Source organism: Sulfitobacter sabulilitoris (assembly GCF_005887615.1).
In the GTDB taxonomy this organism is placed as follows: Bacteria; Pseudomonadota; Alphaproteobacteria; order Rhodobacterales; family Rhodobacteraceae; genus Sulfitobacter_E; species Sulfitobacter_E sabulilitoris.
This window is the reverse complement of the sequence record NZ_VANS01000006.1, coordinates 25,085-42,892: the sequence shown is the minus strand read 5'-3', so window position 1 is coordinate 42,892 and position 17,808 is coordinate 25,085. Positions and strand designations below refer to the sequence as shown.

20 protein-coding genes are annotated in these 17,808 nt (G+C 62.7%); 7 read left to right on the top strand and 13 right to left on the bottom strand.

Annotation, left to right across the window (positions count from 1 at the left end; translation table 11 throughout):
* Window positions 1-88 precede the first annotated feature (88 nt).
* From crtA to bchO, 4 genes are read left to right on the top strand one after another with little or no spacing between them, the layout of a single operon-like run.
* Entirely contained in the window at window positions 89-805 is a 717-nt protein-coding gene (gene crtA, locus FDT80_RS17080) for a spheroidene monooxygenase (RefSeq protein WP_138663546.1), read from the top strand.
* Window positions 802-1,806 (top strand): magnesium chelatase ATPase subunit I, encoded by a 1,005-nt coding sequence (gene bchI, locus FDT80_RS17075; protein WP_138663545.1) that lies wholly within the window; start codon window positions 802-804, stop codon window positions 1,804-1,806. Before crtA ends, bchI begins: the two co-directional genes overlap by 4 nt.
* Window positions 1,803-3,455 (top strand): magnesium chelatase subunit D, encoded by a 1,653-nt coding sequence (locus FDT80_RS17070; protein ID WP_342777657.1) that lies wholly within the window; start codon window positions 1,803-1,805, stop codon window positions 3,453-3,455. The genes bchI and FDT80_RS17070 overlap by 4 nt, the downstream gene beginning before the upstream one ends.
* A 2-nt stretch (window positions 3,456-3,457) precedes the next feature.
* Window positions 3,458-4,336 carry an alpha/beta fold hydrolase BchO gene (bchO, locus tag FDT80_RS17065; RefSeq protein WP_138663544.1) on the top strand — a complete coding sequence of 293 codons (879 nt, stop codon included), beginning with the start codon at window positions 3,458-3,460 and terminating at the stop codon, window positions 4,334-4,336.
* Here the strand turns inward: bchO and FDT80_RS17060 are convergent.
* Together FDT80_RS17060 and FDT80_RS17055 are read right to left on the bottom strand one after the other, a co-directional pair.
* Window positions 4,333-5,406, bottom strand: a complete 1,074-nt coding sequence (locus tag FDT80_RS17060; protein ID WP_138663543.1) for a ParB/RepB/Spo0J family partition protein — start codon at window positions 5,404-5,406, stop codon at window positions 4,333-4,335. The genes bchO and FDT80_RS17060 overlap by 4 nt on opposite strands.
* The gene (locus FDT80_RS17055; protein WP_138663542.1) at window positions 5,403-6,707 is read right to left on the bottom strand and encodes an AAA family ATPase; all 1,305 of its coding nucleotides are present in this window, start codon (window positions 6,705-6,707) and stop codon (window positions 5,403-5,405) included. The genes FDT80_RS17060 and FDT80_RS17055 overlap by 4 nt, the downstream gene beginning before the upstream one ends.
* A 531-nt stretch (window positions 6,708-7,238) precedes the next feature.
* Here FDT80_RS17055 and FDT80_RS17050 point away from each other — a divergent pair.
* The 3 genes from FDT80_RS17050 to FDT80_RS17040 are packed head-to-tail and all read left to right on the top strand — an operon-like array spanning window position 7,239 to window position 8,659.
* The gene (locus FDT80_RS17050; RefSeq protein WP_138663541.1) at window positions 7,239-7,925 is read left to right on the top strand and encodes a hypothetical protein; all 687 of its coding nucleotides are present in this window, start codon (window positions 7,239-7,241) and stop codon (window positions 7,923-7,925) included.
* Between the two features lie 54 nt (window positions 7,926-7,979).
* Entirely contained in the window at window positions 7,980-8,231 is a 252-nt protein-coding gene (locus FDT80_RS17045; protein WP_138663540.1) for a FitA-like ribbon-helix-helix domain-containing protein, read from the top strand.
* Window positions 8,228-8,659 carry a PIN domain-containing protein gene (locus tag FDT80_RS17040; RefSeq protein ID WP_170311920.1) on the top strand — a complete coding sequence of 144 codons (432 nt, stop codon included), beginning with the start codon at window positions 8,228-8,230 and terminating at the stop codon, window positions 8,657-8,659. The genes FDT80_RS17045 and FDT80_RS17040 overlap by 4 nt, the downstream gene beginning before the upstream one ends.
* A gap of 60 nt (window positions 8,660-8,719) precedes the next feature.
* Here the strand turns inward: FDT80_RS17040 and FDT80_RS17035 are convergent, their stop codons facing one another.
* From FDT80_RS17035 to bchL, 11 genes are all read right to left on the bottom strand, one after another.
* A complete protein-coding gene (locus tag FDT80_RS17035) occupies window positions 8,720-9,151 on the bottom strand; it encodes a c-type cytochrome (RefSeq protein ID WP_138663538.1) in 432 nt (143 codons plus the stop codon).
* 72 nt (window positions 9,152-9,223) lie between these two features.
* Window positions 9,224-10,438 (bottom strand): 5-aminolevulinate synthase, encoded by a 1,215-nt coding sequence (gene hemA, locus FDT80_RS17030; RefSeq protein WP_138663537.1) that lies wholly within the window; start codon window positions 10,436-10,438, stop codon window positions 9,224-9,226.
* On the bottom strand, window positions 10,428-11,252 hold the full coding sequence (gene puhE, locus FDT80_RS17025) for a putative photosynthetic complex assembly protein PuhE (RefSeq protein WP_138663536.1): 825 nt from the start codon (window positions 11,250-11,252) through the stop codon (window positions 10,428-10,430). Before puhE ends, hemA begins: the two co-directional genes overlap by 11 nt.
* Complete coding sequence (gene acsF / locus FDT80_RS17020; protein ID WP_138663535.1) at window positions 11,252-12,367, bottom strand: magnesium-protoporphyrin IX monomethyl ester (oxidative) cyclase; 1,116 nt, start codon at window positions 12,365-12,367, stop codon at window positions 11,252-11,254. Before acsF ends, puhE begins: the two co-directional genes overlap by 1 nt.
* Window positions 12,364-12,660 carry a hypothetical protein gene (locus tag FDT80_RS17015; RefSeq protein ID WP_138663534.1) on the bottom strand — a complete coding sequence of 99 codons (297 nt, stop codon included), beginning with the start codon at window positions 12,658-12,660 and terminating at the stop codon, window positions 12,364-12,366. Before FDT80_RS17015 ends, acsF begins: the two co-directional genes overlap by 4 nt.
* A gap of 21 nt (window positions 12,661-12,681) precedes the next feature.
* The gene (puhC, locus tag FDT80_RS17010; protein ID WP_138663533.1) at window positions 12,682-13,158 is read right to left on the bottom strand and encodes a photosynthetic complex assembly protein PuhC; all 477 of its coding nucleotides are present in this window, start codon (window positions 13,156-13,158) and stop codon (window positions 12,682-12,684) included.
* Between the two features lie 5 nt (window positions 13,159-13,163).
* Entirely contained in the window at window positions 13,164-13,826 is a 663-nt protein-coding gene (gene puhB, locus FDT80_RS17005; RefSeq protein WP_138663532.1) for a photosynthetic complex putative assembly protein PuhB, read from the bottom strand.
* Window positions 13,827-13,865: 39 nt separating this feature from the next.
* A complete protein-coding gene (gene puhA / locus FDT80_RS17000; RefSeq protein WP_138663531.1) occupies window positions 13,866-14,636 on the bottom strand; it encodes a photosynthetic reaction center subunit H in 771 nt (256 codons plus the stop codon).
* A 22-nt stretch (window positions 14,637-14,658) separates the two neighbouring features.
* Entirely contained in the window at window positions 14,659-16,086 is a 1,428-nt protein-coding gene (locus FDT80_RS16995) for a PucC family protein (RefSeq protein WP_138663530.1), read from the bottom strand.
* Entirely contained in the window at window positions 16,083-16,865 is a 783-nt protein-coding gene (bchM, locus tag FDT80_RS16990; RefSeq protein WP_138663529.1) for a magnesium protoporphyrin IX methyltransferase, read from the bottom strand. The genes FDT80_RS16995 and bchM overlap by 4 nt, the downstream gene beginning before the upstream one ends.
* Entirely contained in the window at window positions 16,865-17,764 is a 900-nt protein-coding gene (bchL, locus tag FDT80_RS16985; protein WP_138663528.1) for a ferredoxin:protochlorophyllide reductase (ATP-dependent) iron-sulfur ATP-binding protein, read from the bottom strand. Before bchL ends, bchM begins: the two co-directional genes overlap by 1 nt.
* Window positions 17,765-17,808 lie beyond the last annotated feature (44 nt).

The window sequence follows — 17,808 nt, the reverse complement described above, 5'->3', positions numbered from 1 at the left end:
GTGTCTAGTTTAATTGACAATTGCCTTCTTCCAATCAGCACGGCCTCATGTCAGACTTGGTTGACACTTATGGATCTGCCGCCGCCACATGACCGCCTCACCCATCGTCACCCTCAGCTTTTTCCGGTTTTCCGGCCTTGGTGCCCGATTGTGGGCGCTTGGCATGATGGGCGGCGCGCGCATGCCCTTGGCCAGGGTGCCCGATATCGGCTTCTGGAAGCTGTGCGGATCGGGCACCGGCGAAGGCTTTACCCCCCTGCCCAACACGGGCGTCTATGCCATTCTCGCCACTTGGCCGAACGAGGCAACGGCGCGCAGACGGCTGTCCGAGACCGCGATTTTCAGGCGCTACCGCGATCGCGCCGCAGAGGATTGGACAGTATTCCTCGCCACCAGATCGGTGCGGGGTCGATGGTCGGGAAAAACTCCATTCGCCGCGGCGTCGCTCTCGTCCGGGGGCCCCCTCGCGGCATTGACCCGCGCCACGATCAAGCCACGGATCGCATTGAAATTCTGGTCACGCGTGCCAAACATCAGCCGGATGATCGGATCCGACCCGAAGGTCGCCTTCAAGATCGGCATCGGCGAGGTGCCCTTAATGCATCAGGTGACATTTTCGATCTGGCCCGATGCGGATTCCATGGCTGATTTCGCGCGCGCCAACGGCCCCCACGCCGATGCCATCAGGGCAGTCCGCGCCGGGTCGTGGTTCTCGGAAGAGTTATATGCCCGCTTTGCCATTCTGGGCGACAGCGGGACCTGGGGCGGCACAAGCCCGCTGGCAAATATGGAAACACACGTATGAAGACCCCCTTCCCCTTTTCCGCGATTGTCGGACAGGATCAGATGAAACAAGCCATGGTCCTGACCGCCATCGACCCCGGCATTGGCGGGGTTCTGGTATTCGGCGACCGAGGAACGGGAAAATCCACCGCGGTCCGGGCACTGGCCGCGCTTTTGCCCCCGATCAAGGCGGTGGAAAGCTGCCCGGTGAATTCCGCGCGACTGACCGATTGCCCCGAATGGGCTGAATTAGGGTCGAAAAAGTTGGTTAGCCGCCCGACCCCCGTGATCGATTTGCCGCTTGGCGCGACAGAGGATCGCGTATTGGGCGCGCTGGATATCGAACGCGCACTGACGCGCGGCGAAAAGGCGTTTGAACCGGGGCTGCTGGCACGCGCCAACCGCGGATACCTGTACATCGACGAGGTCAATCTGCTGGAGGATCACATCGTCGATCTGCTGCTGGATGTGGCGCAATCGGGCGAGAACGTCGTCGAACGCGAAGGCCTGTCGATCCGCCATGCGGCGCGGTTCGTGCTGGTCGGCTCGGGCAATCCGGAGGAAGGCGAGTTGCGGCCGCAGCTGCTTGATCGGTTCGGATTGTCGGTGGAGGTCCGCTCCCCGCAAGACATTCAGGACAGGGTCGAGGTGATCCGACGGCGCGATGCCTTCGAAACCGATTTCGACGCGTTTATGGCCATACACCAGAAAGCCGACGCCAAGCTGCGCAAGACCATCCTTGCCGCGCGCAAGCGCCTGCCCGACGTCATCACACCAGAGGCTATTCTGCACGATTGTGCCGAACTTTGTATCGCTTTGGGCTCTGACGGGCTGCGTGGGGAGTTGACGCTTCTGCGCACCGCGCGCGCACTGGCGGCCCAGCACGACGACGCGACCCTGACCCGCGACCATCTGCGGAGAATCGCACCCATTGCCCTGTCGCATCGCCTGCGGCGTGACCCGCTGGACGAGGCGGGGTCAGGCGCCCGTGTGATGCGGGTCGTCACCGAGGTCTTGGGGTGATCGACCTTGGCGATAGCTGGCAGCGCGCGCATCTGGCGCTGCGGTTGCTGGCCATCGACCCGTCGGGGCTTGGCGGCGCGGTCATACGGATGCGGGCAAGCCCGGATCGCGATGCATTGCTGCATGCACTTGGCGCGCTTCCGCATCCCGTGCGCCGGATACACCCCGCCATCGCCGACGATCAGCTTTTCGGCGGCCTGGACCTGTCAGCAACACTGAAAACCGGACAAGTATCTTTTACCAAAGGATTTTTTCAATCACCGGCGACCCTGTTGCTCATAATGGCCGAGCGATGCGACCGCGCGTTGGCTGGAAAACTGTCGCAGCAAATCGATCAGACCACGACGCACTGCCTCATTGCATTGGACGAAGGCGCCGACGATCAGGAAAACGCGCCTGCGTCACTCGCAGATCGGCTTGCCTTTCACATCGAACCCGCCGGGCGTAGACCAATAGCGGTGTCTGTCCCCGCGGGGACAGGCCCAGACACACCTGCAACCGTCAAGGCCAGCGGCGAAGACATCCAAACCCTAAGTGACCTTGCCACACATTTTGGCATATCGAGCTTGCGCGCACCGATACTGGCGCTTCGCGCGGCCCGGGCGCATGCCTCCCTGCATGGCCGGGTGACCCTTGATCAAAGCGACCTGGAAGCCGCCGCAGCGCTGGTTTATCCGCATAGGGCGACGCGTGTCCCGGACCCTCAGGACAGAGCATCGCCGCCCCCTGCCCCATCACAGGACGCGAACGGCACCGACGACACCGAAACGGCGCTGCCGGACGGCGATATGCTGATTGACGCCGTCAAGGCGGCCTTGCCTCCGGGCCTGCTTGAAGGAGGCGTCCCCGCGGGGACAACATCGCGCGCCAGCGGTGCCGGGGCGGGCCAGGCCCGGAAAAGCAATCGCCGGGGGCGTCCCCTGCCCTCGCGCCCCGGTCGGCTGGATGGACGAAACCGGATCGACCTTGTCGCAACGCTCCGCGCCGCGGCCCCCTGGCAGACCATTCGTCGAAAAGCCCGGCCCGACGTCGCCGGCCTGATCATTCGACCTGCCGATATTCGGGTGAAACGACATCAGGACCACTCTGACAGGTTGCTGATTTTTGCCGTCGATGCGTCAGGCTCTGCCGCCATGTCCCGGCTGAACGAAGCCAAGGGTGCGGTGGAGCTTTTGCTTGCCGAAGCCTATGCCGCCCGCGATCACGTCGCCCTCATCTCGTTTCGTGGGATCGCGGCGGATGTGATGCTGCCGCCCACACGGTCGCTGGTTCAGACCAAGCGCCGTCTGGCCGAATTGCCCGGCGGCGGCGGAACACCCCTGGCCGCCGGCCTGCAGCACGCCGCCCAGATGGCGCATCAGGCCGCCTCGCGCGGGCTTAGCCCGACGGTTGTCGTTCTGACCGATGGCCGCGCCAACATCGCGCTGGACGGGACCGCCAACAGGGCACAGGCGACAAAGGATGCAGACCGGATCGCAGCGATGCTGCGCGGGCAGGGCGTGCAGGGATTGGTGATCGACATGTCGACCCGCCCGCAAGCTGCACTTCGAACTCTCGCCGCCCTATTGGGCGCACCCTACCTTCCGTTGCCCCGTGCTGACGCGCAGCGATTGACAGACGCGGTCGGCACCGCGATCGGCAGACCCTGACAATGCGGTTTGGCGCCGATACATCGGATTGGCCGAATGCCGACCTGTCGAGAGAGGTGTTCTGCCCGCCGCATCGCTGGCACGTTCAGGAATCGGGCGAGGGTGATACGCTGTTGCTGCTTCACGGCGCTGGCGGCAGCACCCATAGCTTCAGGGATCTGATTCCGATCCTGGCAAAGTCGCATCATGTCGTTGCGCTAGACCTGCCGGGACAAGGGTTCACCCGGCTCGGAGCGCGGCATCGGTGTGGGCTGGAAGAGATGACGCAGGACATCGCATCGCTTTGCGCGCAGCAAGGCTGGCATCCCGGCGCAATCATCGGACACTCTGCCGGTGCTGCCATTGCGCTCAACCTGTCCCAATACCTGTTGTCCCCGCGGGGACAATCGCCAAGGGTAATCGGCATCAACGCCGCGCTCGACAATTTCAAGGGGCTGGCGGGGCTGTTGTTTCCGGCCATCGCAAAAGTTCTGGCCTCTGTTCCGTTTACCGCCAGCCTGTTTTCCTCGGCCAGCGCGACAAAGCGTCGGATAGCGGCCCTAATACGCGGAACAGGGTCGCATTTGGATGATCATGGTATTGAGCTTTACCGTCGGTTGGTCGCCGACAGGGACCACGTTGATGCGACACTGGTGATGATGGCGCATTGGTCGCTCGACGATCTGTTGGGCCGGTTGCCCCGCATCACCGCGCCGACGCTGTTCATCGTGGGCGATAAGGATTCCGCGGTGCCGCCCGATGTATCCCGCCGCGCCGCGACCAAAATGCCGGCGGCACGCGTGATCAGCCTGCCCGGACTGGGCCATCTGGCGCACGAAGAAGCGCCAGACGCGGTGGCAAAGGAAATATTGGAATTTCTCAAACTGCGTTCCGGGGACTAGCCCTTGAGCCGATCCAGAAAGGCGCGCGCCGCTGCTTCGAGCCGCCGGGGATCGACGGCACCGAAATCGTGATCCAGCAACACCTCGAACCGGCCAGCGGAGGCCGTGCATTTGGCGACGCCCTCCGGTCGGTTCAGCTTGATCGTCGTCTTCGACGAACTCTTTGGGGCAGGTGCCTTGGACACCGCAGGCTTGGCCGCGCCGCCCGATGCCGCCGACCGCAGGATCGCCAGCTCGCCCGCGGCATCGCGATCGGGCCGCGCGTTCAAGACCGCCCGGATCTGCCCCGCGGCACGATCATTTCCCTCGATCAGCCTGACCAGGGCCAGCCCGGTCGCGCGGGGAATCACTTCGGGGAATTTCAGATCCTGGCCCAGGGCGTCCAGAAGGGTCGCGAAATGCCGGATATAGCTACGCTTTTGACGTCCGGCCGAGGCAAATAGATCATCGACCGCATCGGCACTGCTGCGGATTTCGGGCGTGCGGGCGGCATAGGACATGGCAAGCTGCGCCATCTCGGCGAACGAGATATCGCGGCGCACGAGGTTTTCGTCGACCATCCGCCGATACAACTGATCAAGCTGCGCGCCCTTGGCCTGCAGAGTCGCCGGAATGCGCGCAAACCGGGCCTCGCCGGTTTCGTGGAAAAGCTCGCGATAAGCCGTCAACCGGCGAAAGCCCTGGATCAACTCAAATCCGCCTTCGACTTCCTCCACGTGGATCGGATTGGACAGACCCAGCGCCCTGATCGACGCCTTGAGCTCTTCCAGCTCCGGATCGCGGGTGCCGGAGCGATCGCGGATCAGCTTGGACATCTTGACCGATCCGATATCGATTAGCCCGACAATCTGGCCGTTTTTCTTCAGCGCGATGTATTCATGCGCCAAGCGGTCATTCTCTGCCCGGATCGCCGTCTCGGCGGCCTGCCGTTCCGTCAATGCGGCTGCGTTTTCAGAGATCGCCGAGGCCATCGGCCCGCGCCGCGCTTCGGGCAGCGGTGCATCACTCACCGGCGCGACCTCCGGCTCAACATCGTCGAAATCTATGTCGAATACACGCCGCTTGCTCATGCCTTATCCTCCAGCTGGTTCCACGCCTCGCCAAGATTGCTCCTGAACTCCTCATAAGCCTGATCGAACGAAGCACGGGCCCGGCGCCATGTCTCCCTTGTCATGTCGCGGTAATCGATTTCATAGATCGACGACAGAAAGCGGCCTGATTGCTCGACCGCGCGGGTCATTTCGATCGGATGCGCGCACAGGCGATCGCCAAACACCTTGCCAAAGGCCTGGTTCATCGCCCGGTGCAAATCGTTGTTCGGCTCATAGCGCGTGATCAGGAACCGCAGATCCAAGAACGCCTTGGGCAAATTCATTGTCCCCGCGGGGACAAGCCCGGAAAAGCGGCTCAGGTCCTCCAGCGCCTCGGCCAGCTGACCAATGAAGGACGTGGTTGAGTCGTACTCCCAGTAGCCGGGGCCAGACGGGATATAAAGCATGTCGGCCGCGAAGACCGCGTTCATCGACTGGTAGCCGATCGCGGGCGGGCAATCGAACAGGATGAGGTCGTAGGCATCGGCAGGCAGCTGATCGAGAAACCGCGACACAGCCGCAAAGAACGACCACTCCGGGTTCATGTGCCGGTACTGCGCGGAGGCGAATTCGACAAACGCCGCGTTGGCGCAGCTGGGAACGATGTCGATGGTCGGCCAGTTGGTCGGTTTGATGAAATCGGCGGCCCGCAATCCGGCAAGCCCCATATCCGTGATCGAATTGGGCAATCGGCGCTGGGGCAGGGCGGCACCCGATTCCGCGCCCTTGGCCGAGGTGTTCATCCGATCCGTTTCATTGGCAAGATCGCGCGCCATGATCCCCCAAACCGTGTATTCCTCGGCCACATCCGACAGGCCCATCGAATGGCTGAGCGTCGCTTGGGGGTCGAAATCCACGCACAGAACTCGGTATCCGTCCAGCGCGGCGGCATGGGCGAAATGCAAGGCCACCGTCGACTTGCCGGCGCCACCCTTGAAATTGGCAATCGCGGCGCGCATCGCCCGCTTGCCCGACGGGCGCGGCGGCATGAGCGACTTGCGATTGACTTTGAGCCTGCGCCGCAACTCGTTGATCTCTTCGAGTGAATACCAACGTTGCCGCCCGTCCTCCTCTACCGTTCCCTGGGGCAGAGTTGGGTCGGCAGCCAAGCGGCCCCGCAACGTCGATTGGTTCACCTTGAAGATCAGCTCCGCCACCTCCCAACTGGAAAACCGGCGTAGCGTTTTCTCGTTCTGGGGGCTGTAAGTCTGCTGCCGGATGAACCCCTGCATTTTAAGCGATTGCGCCTGAAGGCGGGCAAGGTCTGTGTGTGTGTACATGAGTGCCTGTATGCTGCTGATGTGGGCGCTGTCCCCACGGGGACGCTAATTCTTGTTTTTTTCAGATTTACGCTGGTTTGGAAAAAAAGGCAAAAGAGAATATGATCGAACCTGCAAAAAGGCCTGCGGCGCAAGCCCGTGAAAAACAGGAGATAAGCCGTATCAGGCGATTCGCAGTGGGACCAGGCTCAGCGCGGCGTGGCCATCCGCAAAGGGACCAAATCTAGGGGACACGGATTTGCGCCCCACCGCCTATTGGGGGACAAACCCCGCTCAATATGGGACGCGCTGGATGTCCCCCAATACCTTAGATACCATTTTTCCATTAGAAATTCAGGTTAAAGGGTCTGCGCGTCCAACTCCACGCTTGACAGAATCGTTGTTCCGGACGCAAATCAGGGAACACAGACGAAAAGCGGCGAGAGTTGGGGAAACCTGCTCGGGACCGCGACACGAGGCCGGTCCAAATCGGCCCATTTCCGAGGCAGCAGGCGTCAACGGCGCATGCAATTTATCACAACGAGGGCAGACATGCTTTCCACGAAACCAATTGGTCGTGGGGCATCCGCGCGCAAGTATGATTTACTGACTGCAATGGGCGCCTATGCCCTGGCGCAGGGCAAGCATGATCAACGCAGGGTGCTTCGGTTGCTGACGCTGATCACGGCGCGCTACAACTGGGCAGCCGATGAGCTTGCCGTCGGTCAACGCGAGATCGCGCGCCTTTGGTCCGTGGATGAACGGACAGTGAAACGCGAAATGGCCCACCTGCGCGCTGCCGGCTGGCTTGTGGTCAAGCGGCAGGGCGCGCGTGGCCGGGTCAGTGAATACGCCCTGAGCATTGAACGCATCCTGCACGATACCGCCCCGAATTGGGGAAATGTTGGGCCTGATTTCGAATTGCGGATGGGCCAGGGGGAGGCTTCGACATCGCAGACGGTCGTGCCCTTGCCGGTGCGCGGTGTGGTCGCTGCCCCGGATGTGTCGGACGGCACCGAATGGGCCCTGGCCCGCGCGCTTCTTCATTCCGAGGACGCGGGCGTTTATGCATCGTGGATTGCGGCGCTGGACCGGGCAGAGCGGGCAGGGGGGCGGCTTACCCTGCGCGCGCCCAGCCGGTTTCACGCGCGATACGTCCAGACGCATCTGGATCGCCGGGTACTGGCCGCGTGCCGCGATGTGGACGAGACGGTCAGCGAAATCCGGGTGATCGCATAGTTGACAGCATTGCTGGCAGTGCTTACGGGTTTGGCGATCAAGAGGAGCGCCGCTATGCCCACGCTGACCATTCGCCAGATCCCGACCGAAGTGCATGAATACCTGCGCCAGCGGGCGGCACGCAACGGACGATCGATGGAGGCGGAGGTGCGCGACCTCTTGCAGCGCACGATGCAGGAGGACACCCGCAAGCCGGGGCTGGTGGCACAGGCCGTCAGGCGCCGCTTTGCGATGGTAGAGCCGGGCGAGGCGCTTCAGCAGCCGCAGCGCCCGCCATTGGGTCAGCCGGTGGCCTTTCGCAAATGATCCTGTTGGGGTGCAGCGTCATTGTCGAATTGATGCAGGACGAACCCCATGCGTCGGTCCTGGCGTGGTTCGACAGCCTTGAGACCGTAACACTGGGATTGAGCAGCGTGACAGTGGGTGAATTGCGCGAAGGCATAGCCGTTTTGCCGGACGGGCGGCGAAAGGCCGGGTTGGAACAGGCAATGAACGGCATTTTGAGCGTGGAGTTTTCGGGCCTAGTTGTCCCGTATGGCAATGCGGCGGCCGAAGCCTATGGAATCCTGGCGGCGCGTCACCGGCAGCTCGATCACACTGCCACGCAATCCGACTTGATGACGGCGGCGATTGCATTGGTCGCCGGCGCCGATTTGGCGACCCGGCGCCGCTCTGCCTTTGATGCCTGCGGGATCACGGTGCACGATCCGTGGGCTCACCCTCAGCGGACATGAAAAAACCGCCGCTCCGGTTCCGGAACGGCGGTTGATCGGTATGTGCCGGGTTGGGTGGACTTACGAGTCCGGGCCAACGGATGCGAGGTAGGCCGCGACATCTGCACCGCCATCCCGCAGCTTGAACGACATTTTCGAACGGGCCGAGGAATCGTCGAGATACTCGCGCAGGTATTCACGCGGGTCGGTGATGTAGGCGGCCAGTTGCTCTTCATCCCAGACGAGGCCGGCTTCGCCCGCGGCGACCAGGTCATCGCCGTAGTTGAAATCTTCGACCGACCCGGCCTGACGGCCAATGATGCCGTAAAGATTGGGGCCGACGCGGCCGCCTTTTTGAATGTCGGTGCCATCATCGGTGACGATCATGTGGCAGGACTTGCACTTGTTGAATGCTTTTTCACCGGCTTCGGCGTTGCCCATGCTGGCATGGCTTTCGGCAAAGGCGGGCGCGGCAAAGCTGAGGGCGATCAGGGCAGCGAGTGTGCGGGTCATTAAACTCTCCTCGTTAGGTGTGGTCAGAAGGTAGCGTGCACGCGCCAAAGTCAAGCGTGCGTCATAACGGGTTCATGCGACTGCGTGGGAAATCGCGCATTGCTTCCAAAGCTCTTTCAGCGCCAGAACCAGGTGTTCGATATCGTCGACACTATGCAGCGGGGAAGGCGTGAACCGTAGCCGTTCGGTGCCCTTGGGAACGGTCGGATAGTTGATGGGTTGCACGTAGATTCCGTATCGCTGCATCAGGTAATCGGCGATCATCCGGCACTTGACCGGATCCTTGATCATCACTGGGATGATGTGACTGTCGTTGTGAAGATGCGGAATTCCTTCCTGATCCAGACGGCGGCGCAGATGGGCCACACGGTCGCGTTGCGACTTGCGTTCGCTCGAGGACACCTTGAGATGGGCAATGGACGCTTGCGCGGCCGCCGCAACCGCCGGGGGCAGGGCGGTGGTAAAGATGAAGCCCGAGGCGAAGGATCGAATGAAATCGCACAACGCTTCGCTGCCGGTGATATAGCCGCCGACAACACCGTAGGCCTTGCCCAGCGTTCCTTCGATCAGGGTAATGCGATCCGAAAGGCCTTCGCGCTCAGAAATGCCACCACCGCGCGGACCATACAGCCCGACGGCATGCACCTCGTCGAGATAAGTCATCGCACCATGTTTTTCCGCGACCTCGACGATTTCGCGCATCGGGCAGATATCACCGTCCATCGAATAGACGCTCTCGAAGGCCACGATTTTGGGGGCGTTTGCCGGCAGGGCAGAGAGCTTGCGATCCAGATCTTCGGGGTCGTTATGGCGCCACAGAACCTTTGCCGCGCGGGAATGGCGGATCCCTTCGATCATCGATGCGTGGTTCAGTTCGTCACTTAGGATCACCGCGTCCGGGATGCGGCTGCCCAGGGTGGAGAGCGCCGCCCAGTTCGAAACATAGCCCGACGTGAACAGCAAGGCCGCGTCCTTGCCGTGCAGGTCGGCCAGTTCCGCTTCGAGCAGTTTGTGATTGTGGTTTGTGCCAGAAATGTTGCGTGTGCCGCCGGCCCCTGCGCCGCAATTGTCGATCGCGTCCTTCATGGCCCGGATCACGGCCGGATGCTGCCCCATGCCAAGGTAGTCATTGGAACACCACACCGTCACGTCATCGGGGCTGTCGTCATCATGGCATCGCGCGCGCGGAAATGCCCCTGCCTTGCGTTCGAGTTCGGCAAAGATCCGGTAATTGCCTTCCTGCTTGAGCGTGTCCAGTTGCGTCTGGAACAGTCCATCAAAGTCCATGATGTCCCCCTTCGTGTTTTATCGTTGTGTGTGGTTGCGTCTTGGTCGGCTTGGATGCGGGCAGCATCCATCGCCAGAGTTTTTCATCGGGCACGGGCAGCACCATGACCCAATGCTCGAGCAGCGCCAGCGCGGTAATTGCGGTCAACAAGGCAAAGCCGATCGTCTGGCCTGCCGTCTCGGCGGCATAGAGCCGTTCCATCCAGCAGGCGGTCGCAAAGCTCAGCGCGGTTATCGACACCGGGAACAGCCAGTTCAGTGCGCGGATCCGGAAATAGCTTGGCAAATGCGACAGCGCGCTTGGCAGAAAGTCGATGTTGATGCGCGGGACACCCAGAAACAGGTTCAGCTTGGCCGAGATGCGGGCAAAAAACAAAACTGCAAAGGTCCACAGGACCAGCGGATTGGGTGCGTCCCAACCGACCAGCGCCAGCACGATCAGCGCGGCGACCAGCAGCATTTCGTGGTAGGCCAATGTGCCCCAGGCCCGAATGAAGCGCTCCCACTCGGGCGTGCCGGGGGGCAGGGCATAGGTGTTCGGGCCCGTGATCACACCGGCCAGGAACGCCAGTTCGATCCAACCCCAGATCGCCAGCGCCGACAGAAACCCGACATAGGCGCCCATCGCGCCGGGATCGCCAAGGGATGTATCCGCCCCCCAGATCCCCAACGCCAGCAAGGGCAGCCCTGCCAGCACCGTGCGCTGGCGGGCCGCCTTGCCGCTTCGGTCGGCGTATTTGACCGCCATCAGAATGGCCCCGGTGGAAAACCACCAGACGAAAAGGGCCATGACTGCTGCGATCCACGGGGTCATCAGTACGCTGGCTCCAACCGGGTGGAGGCGGGAACCGCATGTGTCTTGGCCGGGATCGTATAGAGGTCGACAAAGCAGGCCGCCGCGCGCATCTGGGCGCCCAGGCTTTTTAGTCTGCCGTCGATGCCGCCCTGCTTGCGCCCTTCGGCCATATCGACGTTGGCGCGCTGCAACCGCTCCAGCCCACGCTGCCAGCGCGGGTTCTCGATATCCAGCGTAATCGGGAAAATCTGCCGTGTCAGGGTCGATGTCTTGGTGAAAACCTCGTGCGCGTACCAGTCGGGATCGACACCCAGCGCCGCGTGAAACCTGGGCCGCTGGTGATCGCGGATGTACATCGTCGCATAGACCGCCGTGAGGAAGAACTTGATCCAAAGGACATTGCGCCCGCGCGTCAGCTTGGGGTCCGATTTCATGATCAGCGCAAAGGCTTCGCCGTGGGCGAATTCGTCATTGCACCATTCCTCGAACCACTTGAAAATCGGGTGAAAGCGGTGCTCGGGATGTTCCTGAAGATGCCGGAAGATCGTTATGTAGCGCGCATAGCCGATCTTTTCGGACAGGTAGGTCGCGTAATAGATGAACTTGGGCTTGAAGTAGGTGTATTTCTTTTTCTGGGTCAGAAAGCCGAGGTTCACCGCCACGCCCGCTTCGCGCAGGGCGTCGTTGATAAAGCCCGCGTGCCGCGCTTCGTCACGCGCCATCAGCTGAAATAGCTGCGTCACGTCCTTGTTCGATCCGCGGCGCTTCATCTCCTTGTAAAGCACGCAGCCTGAAAACTCGGCGGTGCAGGACGACACCAGGAAGTCGATGAATTCCTTCTTCAACTCCGGCTCCATCCCCTCCCAATCGACGTGGTCCCAGTCTTCGTTTTTCTTGAAATGGCCTTTGTTGGGGTCGCTTACCATCCGGTCGATCAGACTGTCCCAATCGTCACGAACGGGCGTCACGTCGATAGCGTCCATCTCGTCGAAATCGGTGGTGTAGAACCGCGGCGTCAGCAGTGTATTCTGCATCGCAAGCTCGGTCGCGGCGGTGCTGTCAAAGCGTTCCTGTATCGCGATCGCCTCTTCGGCGGTGCTGGCATCGGCGGAATGTTTGGCCTGGACGTTCATAGCGTCACCTCCTCGGAAAAGGAAAATTCGCAAAGCTCCATGAATTCGAAATCGCCCGTCATGCGGGTCCAGAGCTGTTCGATCTTGCTGGCGCGGATGATCGTCGCCTCGCGGTCCTCGGTCACGACCTCGCCGAAGGGGGCCATGATCTCGGGTCCGTGGACCTGAACCTCGTCGCCGGGGTGGATCACGGCACCGTTATTGAACCGCACATGCGCGTGCAGGCTTTCGAATTTATGGCTGATTTCAACGGTGCAGGGGGCACGCTCTATCTCTTTCGTAAACAGTCCCATAAGGTGGCTTCCTTCCTAGGCTCAGGGTTGGTCCAGCAGTCTGGCGAAGACGCGGGTGTTGGAGGCGCCGAAGCCCATGAGCTCGGCTGACCATCCGGTGACGGGGTCGGTGATGGACAGGCGGTTGCCGGCCCGCAGTTGCAGCAAAACAGGCGCGGCCATGTCGATGCCGGCCTTGGCGCGTTCGCGCGCGATCACGCGTTCGATTCCGGCGACAAAACCTCCTTTTTCCGGGCTGAGATCCGCCAGAAGCGTGCCATTGACGTCCAGCACGCGGGCGGCCCCGGACATTTCGCCCGACAGGAGGATCGCCCGCTCGGATATCACGGCCGCCGTCGGCGGAGTGGATTGCAATGGCCGGTCCGTCATGGTCGAGACGGCAACAAGCCCGACGATCATCGCCAGCAGCGCAAAGATCAGCCGGACGAGAAAGCGCGGCACCAGTTCTTCTTCGGCGGCGTGAATGCGCGGGCGGCGCGGGGTCGAGGTATCGGTCATGGGGCTTACTCCGCCGCGACGCCGGCAAGGCCGGGGGACTGCACCGGCGTGTCGTGTTGTGGTGCCACGCGCGTCACCTTGGGCTGCGCTATGCGCGCCTCGGCGGCCTCGGCGATCAGGGTGGCGACCGCCTGCGCGTTCGGGATGCAGCGCAGCGCCGGCTGGGTCTGCTTCATGTGCCATGGCCGCACATGCGGCCAGCACACAAGATAGCCCAACTGCGTATCGCCCATCGTGTCCAGCGCGATCGTGCCGCTCCCGTTCTTGCGCAGATCCAGCATCGCGTTGCCGATCTTGGTGTAGGGCAGGTTCAGTGTCAGCGTCAGGGCGGCCCCGATGCGCATCACGACACGTGCATCGGTCACGGTATAGACGGTGGCGCGCGCCTGAACATAAGCGACCAGCATCAGCATTCCGCAGACCACTCCGCCCAGCACCAGGAACGGGACCGCGGCGCCAACAGCCTGACCCGGTGCCATGACCCCCATGACAGCGACGTACCGCCAGATCGCCAGAACGCCGAAATACCCCACGACCCACTTGAGGTTCATCGCGCACAGGCTCAGCGCCCACCAGTCGGGACGACCCTGCCACAGGATCTGTTCGCCCTGCGGCGGCGCCTCGGGAAGCCCCTCCACCGGTTCGATCTGAAAGTCATCGTGTGACATGGTCTGTCCCCCTCAAAGTTGCGGCACCTGTCCGGCGAATTACAGTTGCGGGTCCTGTCGCGACGCATCGGCATAGAGCTTGCCACCGCCGTAGTAGCCGCTGATCTTGTCTTCCTCGAGCAGTGTCACCTGGCTCTTGCTGACCACCGTCGGCACGGCGGCGAAATGCTTGCCGTAGATGGCGTGTACCGCGACGCGATCAGATTTGATCTTGGCGAATGTCATCGGCAGAAGCCGGCTCCCTGTGCCCCAGGCCGCGTCCAGCGTGACCTCGAGGTAACGCACCAGCTGTTCCGGCTCGTCGATCCACATATCGGAAATCCGGCCCACGATCTCTCCGTCGCCCGCAACCACGGGCAACCCGCGCGGATCGCGCCCCGAAGAGACGCCAAAGCTTTCCGTCGCGGACATCGGTACGATCTTGGGGTGGCCGTGACCGTCCAACTCCGGCACGTCGCGCCGTGGTGCCCAGGACGCCGGGCCGACGCCGTCGATCATCGGATCGCCCGTTGGTTCCAGCGGATAACCATTGCCGGGGCCCACGCGTTTGATCGGCAGGTCGGGGCGTTCGGGGGCCTGACCGCTGGGAAACGAAACCTCGCCCCGTCCATGCGCCAGCTTGAAGGTCTTGTCTTCGGGCAGCGGGAACAGTCCGGGATTGGACGACGGGTTGCCCTCGTCATCCTCAAGCGGATAACCCTCGCGCATGTTCTCGCGCTGGATATACACGATCAGCACCGCGAAAAATCCGTAGAACAGCCAGAGTGCGAGGCTGGCCAGATCGAAGTTTCCAAAGAATGTTTCAGTCATTTCGTTTCCTCCTGAAACGGGGTCATGTCGGGAAATCCGCCAGCCCCATGCCGGGCTGGCGACTGTCCGCCGGGGTGAAGGGGTTCGCAAAGCGCACCAGCGGACCCAGAATGATGAGAGTGACGAAAAGCAGTCCGATTTCGGTATGATAGACAAAGGAATAGCCGGTGGCGGGGCTGTTCATTGCCTCGCCCAACTGGCCCGATGCCGCCCATGCGCCGACCCAGTCGCGCAGGCTGCCGCCGATCGCGATGGACAGGCCCGCCGCCGTCGCCTGGGCCGCCCCCCAGGCCCCCAGCGCAAGACCACGTCCGGCGGTGCCGGTCGCGGGCATCGTCATGGCCGCCGTCAGGGTTGAGACGGCAAAAAGCCCGCCGCCAAAGCCGATCAGCGTGGCCCCGCCAAAGAACAGCAAATGCGACGCCATCGGCGCGGCGAAAATCACGACCGAAAACGCCCAGATCCCGGCAAGAACGCCCAGGCCGGCCAAGCGGTAGGGGTTCGATCCGCGCGCCAGCCTGCGCCCGGCCAATGCAAATCCCGCGAGCGCGCCAGCGGCCCACAGCGCGGTCAGCAGGGTCGTGGACGACACCGACAGCCCCAGAATTTCACCGCCATAGGGCTCCAGCAGGACGTCTTGCATGTTAAAGGCCATCGTTCCCACGAAAACGCAGGCCAACAGCCGCCCGGCCTGACCGCCAGCCGTGAAATCCCGCCACGCATCGCTGAACCTCGGGCGGGGTGCTGCGCGTTCCTCGCGGGTCATGGGGCGCACGCTTTCCTGTTTCCAAAGCGCGATCAGGTTCAGCGCGATGGTCGCCACCGCCGTGCCCTGCACCACGCGGATCAGTCCGAGCGCGGTGAAATCGCGCAACAGCCATCCGATGATCAGCGCCGAAAGCCCCATCCCGATCAGGAACATCACGTAAAGCATCGCCACCACACGCGGCCGCGTCTGGTCCGTGGCGCGGTCACTGGCCAGCGCCAGCCCGGCGGTCTGGGTCATGTGCATGCCCAATCCGGTCATCAGGAACGCCAGCGCGGCCAGCACCTCGCCCGCGAACCGGACGTGGTGATAGACATCGCCGCCCAGCACCAGCAGCGCGAAGGGCATGATCGCCAACCCGCCGAATTGCCACAGCGACCCGAACCAGATGTAGGGAATACGTTTCCACCCGATCGCGGATTTGTGGGTGTCGGACCGAAACCCCAATAGGGCGCGAAAGGGCGCGATCAGAACCGGCAGCGCGATCATCACCGCCACGATCATCGCCGCGACGCTCAGTTCGACGATCATCACCCGGTTGAGCGTGCCCAGCAGCAGGACAGACGCCATTCCGACCGAAATCTGAAACAGCGACAGGCGCAGAAGCTGGCCCAGCGGCAGGGTATCGCTGACGGCGTCGGCGAAGGGAACGAACCGCCCCGTTATGCGCCGCGTGCGGCTCATCCGCGCAACTCCATCGCTTGCGAAATGTAGAACCCCGATGTGACCCTCTCGACCGGGCGCAGCATCCGCCGTACGCCCTGCGCCTTGAGTGCGCGGGCCAGTCGGGCGTGATCGTGCGGAATCATGACCGGGGATCGATCCGAGCGTGGGAACAGTTTGCCTGCGTACCACATCGCCATCAAAAGCCGCGTGCGTGGCGCCACGGTGAAAACCGTCGTGCCGGACACCCGTGGCTCCAGCTCGGCCAGGGCGGCGCCGATGTCCGCGGCGGTGTAATAAATCAGGCTGTCCATCGCGACCATATGGTCAAAGCGTCCAAGCGTCGGCGCCAGCATGTCGCCGGATGTGAAAGTGACCTGCGACCGCAACTCCGGCGGCAGGCGCAACTCGGCGATATCCACGAGGGCGGGCGAAATATCGACCGCGACGACTTCGGCACCGCGCGCGGCCAACTCGACGGTCATCTGACCTGCCCCGCACCCGGCGTCCAGAACCCGCGCGCCGCGCAGGTCCGCGGGCAGACGGCTTAGCATCAGCGCACGCATCCGGTCACGCCCCTGTCGCACGGTCTCGCGGATTCGGCTGACCGGTGCGTCACTGGTCAGGCGTTCCCAGGTCGTCGTGGCGGTCTTGTCGAAATAGGTTTCGACCCGCGCCAGTGTCGCACCGTATCCCGGCCGCGTATCGCGCAGGGCGGCACCGCGCAGACCATCGGGCGCTTCGCGGGCGATGCGGTCGTTCGACAGATCCGCAGTCAAGGGAACGGCACGCTCAGGCATCAATCAAATCCAAGCAATTCAAAGATTTCGCGATCCGGCAACGGGGCAGGGGCCAACGGTTCGGTGCCATTCCAAAGGGTTTCCGCAAGGCGGATGTACTCCTTGCGAACCTGAACGATCTCTTCGTCGTCGGGCATCTCGAACAAGGTCTTTTTCTTGAGCCGCGACCGGCGGATCGCATCCAGATCGGGCATATGCGCAATCCGGTCGAACCCCACGGTCCGGCAATATCGGTCCACCTCGTCCGTGTCCTTGGACCGGTTGGCGACACAGCCGGCCAGCCGCACCTTGTAGTTGACCGATTTGGCCTGCACGGCGGCGATGATCCGGTTCATCGCGTAGATACTGTCGAAATCGTTGGCCGTCACGATCAGCGCCCGGTCGGCGTGCTGCAGGGGCGCGGCAAAGCCACCGCAGACCACATCGCCCAGTACGTCGAAGATCACCACGTCGGTGTCCTCCAGCATATGATGCTGCTTGAGCAGCTTCACCGTCTGCCCCACGACGTAGCCGCCGCATCCCGTACCTGCGGGCGGACCGCCGGCCTCGACGCATTTCACGCCATTGAAACCGTCGAACACGAAATCCTCCGCGCGCAGCTCCTCGGGGTGAAAGTCCACCTCCTTGAGAATGTCGATGACCGTCGGCACCAACGTGCCCGTCAGGGTAAAGGTGCTGTCATGCTTGGGGTCGCAACCGATCTGCAACACCCGCTTGCCCAACATCGAAAACGCCGCCGACAGGTTCGACGACGTCGTCGATTTGCCGATGCCGCCCTTGCCATACACCGAAAACACCTTCGCACCCTCGATCTTGGCGGTCTCGTCCTGATGCACCTGCACCGACCCTTCTCCGTCCTGTCCGCGCAGGTTGGGGGGCACTCTGTCCAGTGGGCTCATGTCAAACGTCCTTTCAAAGGGGCGCGCACCCCAATCTTCTCTTG

What these genes read in the sequence shown, in the direction of transcription:
- crtA (WP_138663546.1), top strand. Translation starts at nt 89, where the DNA reads ATGACCGCCTCACCCATCGTCACCCTCAGCTTTTTCCGGTTTTCCGGC.
- puhE (WP_138663536.1), bottom strand. Translation starts at nt 11,252, where the DNA reads ATGACCCCGTGGATCGCAGCAGTCATGGCCCTTTTCGTCTGGTGGTTT.
- bchM (WP_138663529.1), bottom strand. Translation starts at nt 16,865, where the DNA reads ATGCCTGAGCGTGCCGTTCCCTTGACTGCGGATCTGTCGAACGACCGC.
- FDT80_RS16995 (WP_138663530.1), bottom strand. Translation starts at nt 16,086, where the DNA reads ATGAGCCGCACGCGGCGCATAACGGGGCGGTTCGTTCCCTTCGCCGAC.
- puhC (WP_138663533.1), bottom strand. Translation starts at nt 13,158, where the DNA reads ATGACCGATACCTCGACCCCGCGCCGCCCGCGCATTCACGCCGCCGAA.
- FDT80_RS17015 (WP_138663534.1), bottom strand. Translation starts at nt 12,660, where the DNA reads ATGGGACTGTTTACGAAAGAGATAGAGCGTGCCCCCTGCACCGTTGAA.
- acsF (WP_138663535.1), bottom strand. Translation starts at nt 12,367, where the DNA reads ATGAACGTCCAGGCCAAACATTCCGCCGATGCCAGCACCGCCGAAGAG.
- hemA (WP_138663537.1), bottom strand. Translation starts at nt 10,438, where the DNA reads ATGGACTTTGATGGACTGTTCCAGACGCAACTGGACACGCTCAAGCAG.
- FDT80_RS17060 (WP_138663543.1), bottom strand. Translation starts at nt 5,406, where the DNA reads ATGAGCAAGCGGCGTGTATTCGACATAGATTTCGACGATGTTGAGCCG.
- bchO (WP_138663544.1), top strand. Translation starts at nt 3,458, where the DNA reads ATGCGGTTTGGCGCCGATACATCGGATTGGCCGAATGCCGACCTGTCG.
- FDT80_RS17045 (WP_138663540.1), top strand. Translation starts at nt 7,980, where the DNA reads ATGCCCACGCTGACCATTCGCCAGATCCCGACCGAAGTGCATGAATAC.
- bchL (WP_138663528.1), bottom strand. Translation starts at nt 17,764, where the DNA reads ATGAGCCCACTGGACAGAGTGCCCCCCAACCTGCGCGGACAGGACGGA.
- FDT80_RS17035 (WP_138663538.1), bottom strand. Translation starts at nt 9,151, where the DNA reads ATGACCCGCACACTCGCTGCCCTGATCGCCCTCAGCTTTGCCGCGCCC.
- FDT80_RS17055 (WP_138663542.1), bottom strand. Translation starts at nt 6,707, where the DNA reads ATGTACACACACACAGACCTTGCCCGCCTTCAGGCGCAATCGCTTAAA.
- puhB (WP_138663532.1), bottom strand. Translation starts at nt 13,826, where the DNA reads ATGTCACACGATGACTTTCAGATCGAACCGGTGGAGGGGCTTCCCGAG.
- bchI (WP_138663545.1), top strand. Translation starts at nt 802, where the DNA reads ATGAAGACCCCCTTCCCCTTTTCCGCGATTGTCGGACAGGATCAGATG.
- puhA (WP_138663531.1), bottom strand. Translation starts at nt 14,636, where the DNA reads ATGACTGAAACATTCTTTGGAAACTTCGATCTGGCCAGCCTCGCACTC.
- FDT80_RS17050 (WP_138663541.1), top strand. Translation starts at nt 7,239, where the DNA reads ATGCTTTCCACGAAACCAATTGGTCGTGGGGCATCCGCGCGCAAGTAT.
- FDT80_RS17040 (WP_170311920.1), top strand. Translation starts at nt 8,228, where the DNA reads ATGATCCTGTTGGGGTGCAGCGTCATTGTCGAATTGATGCAGGACGAA.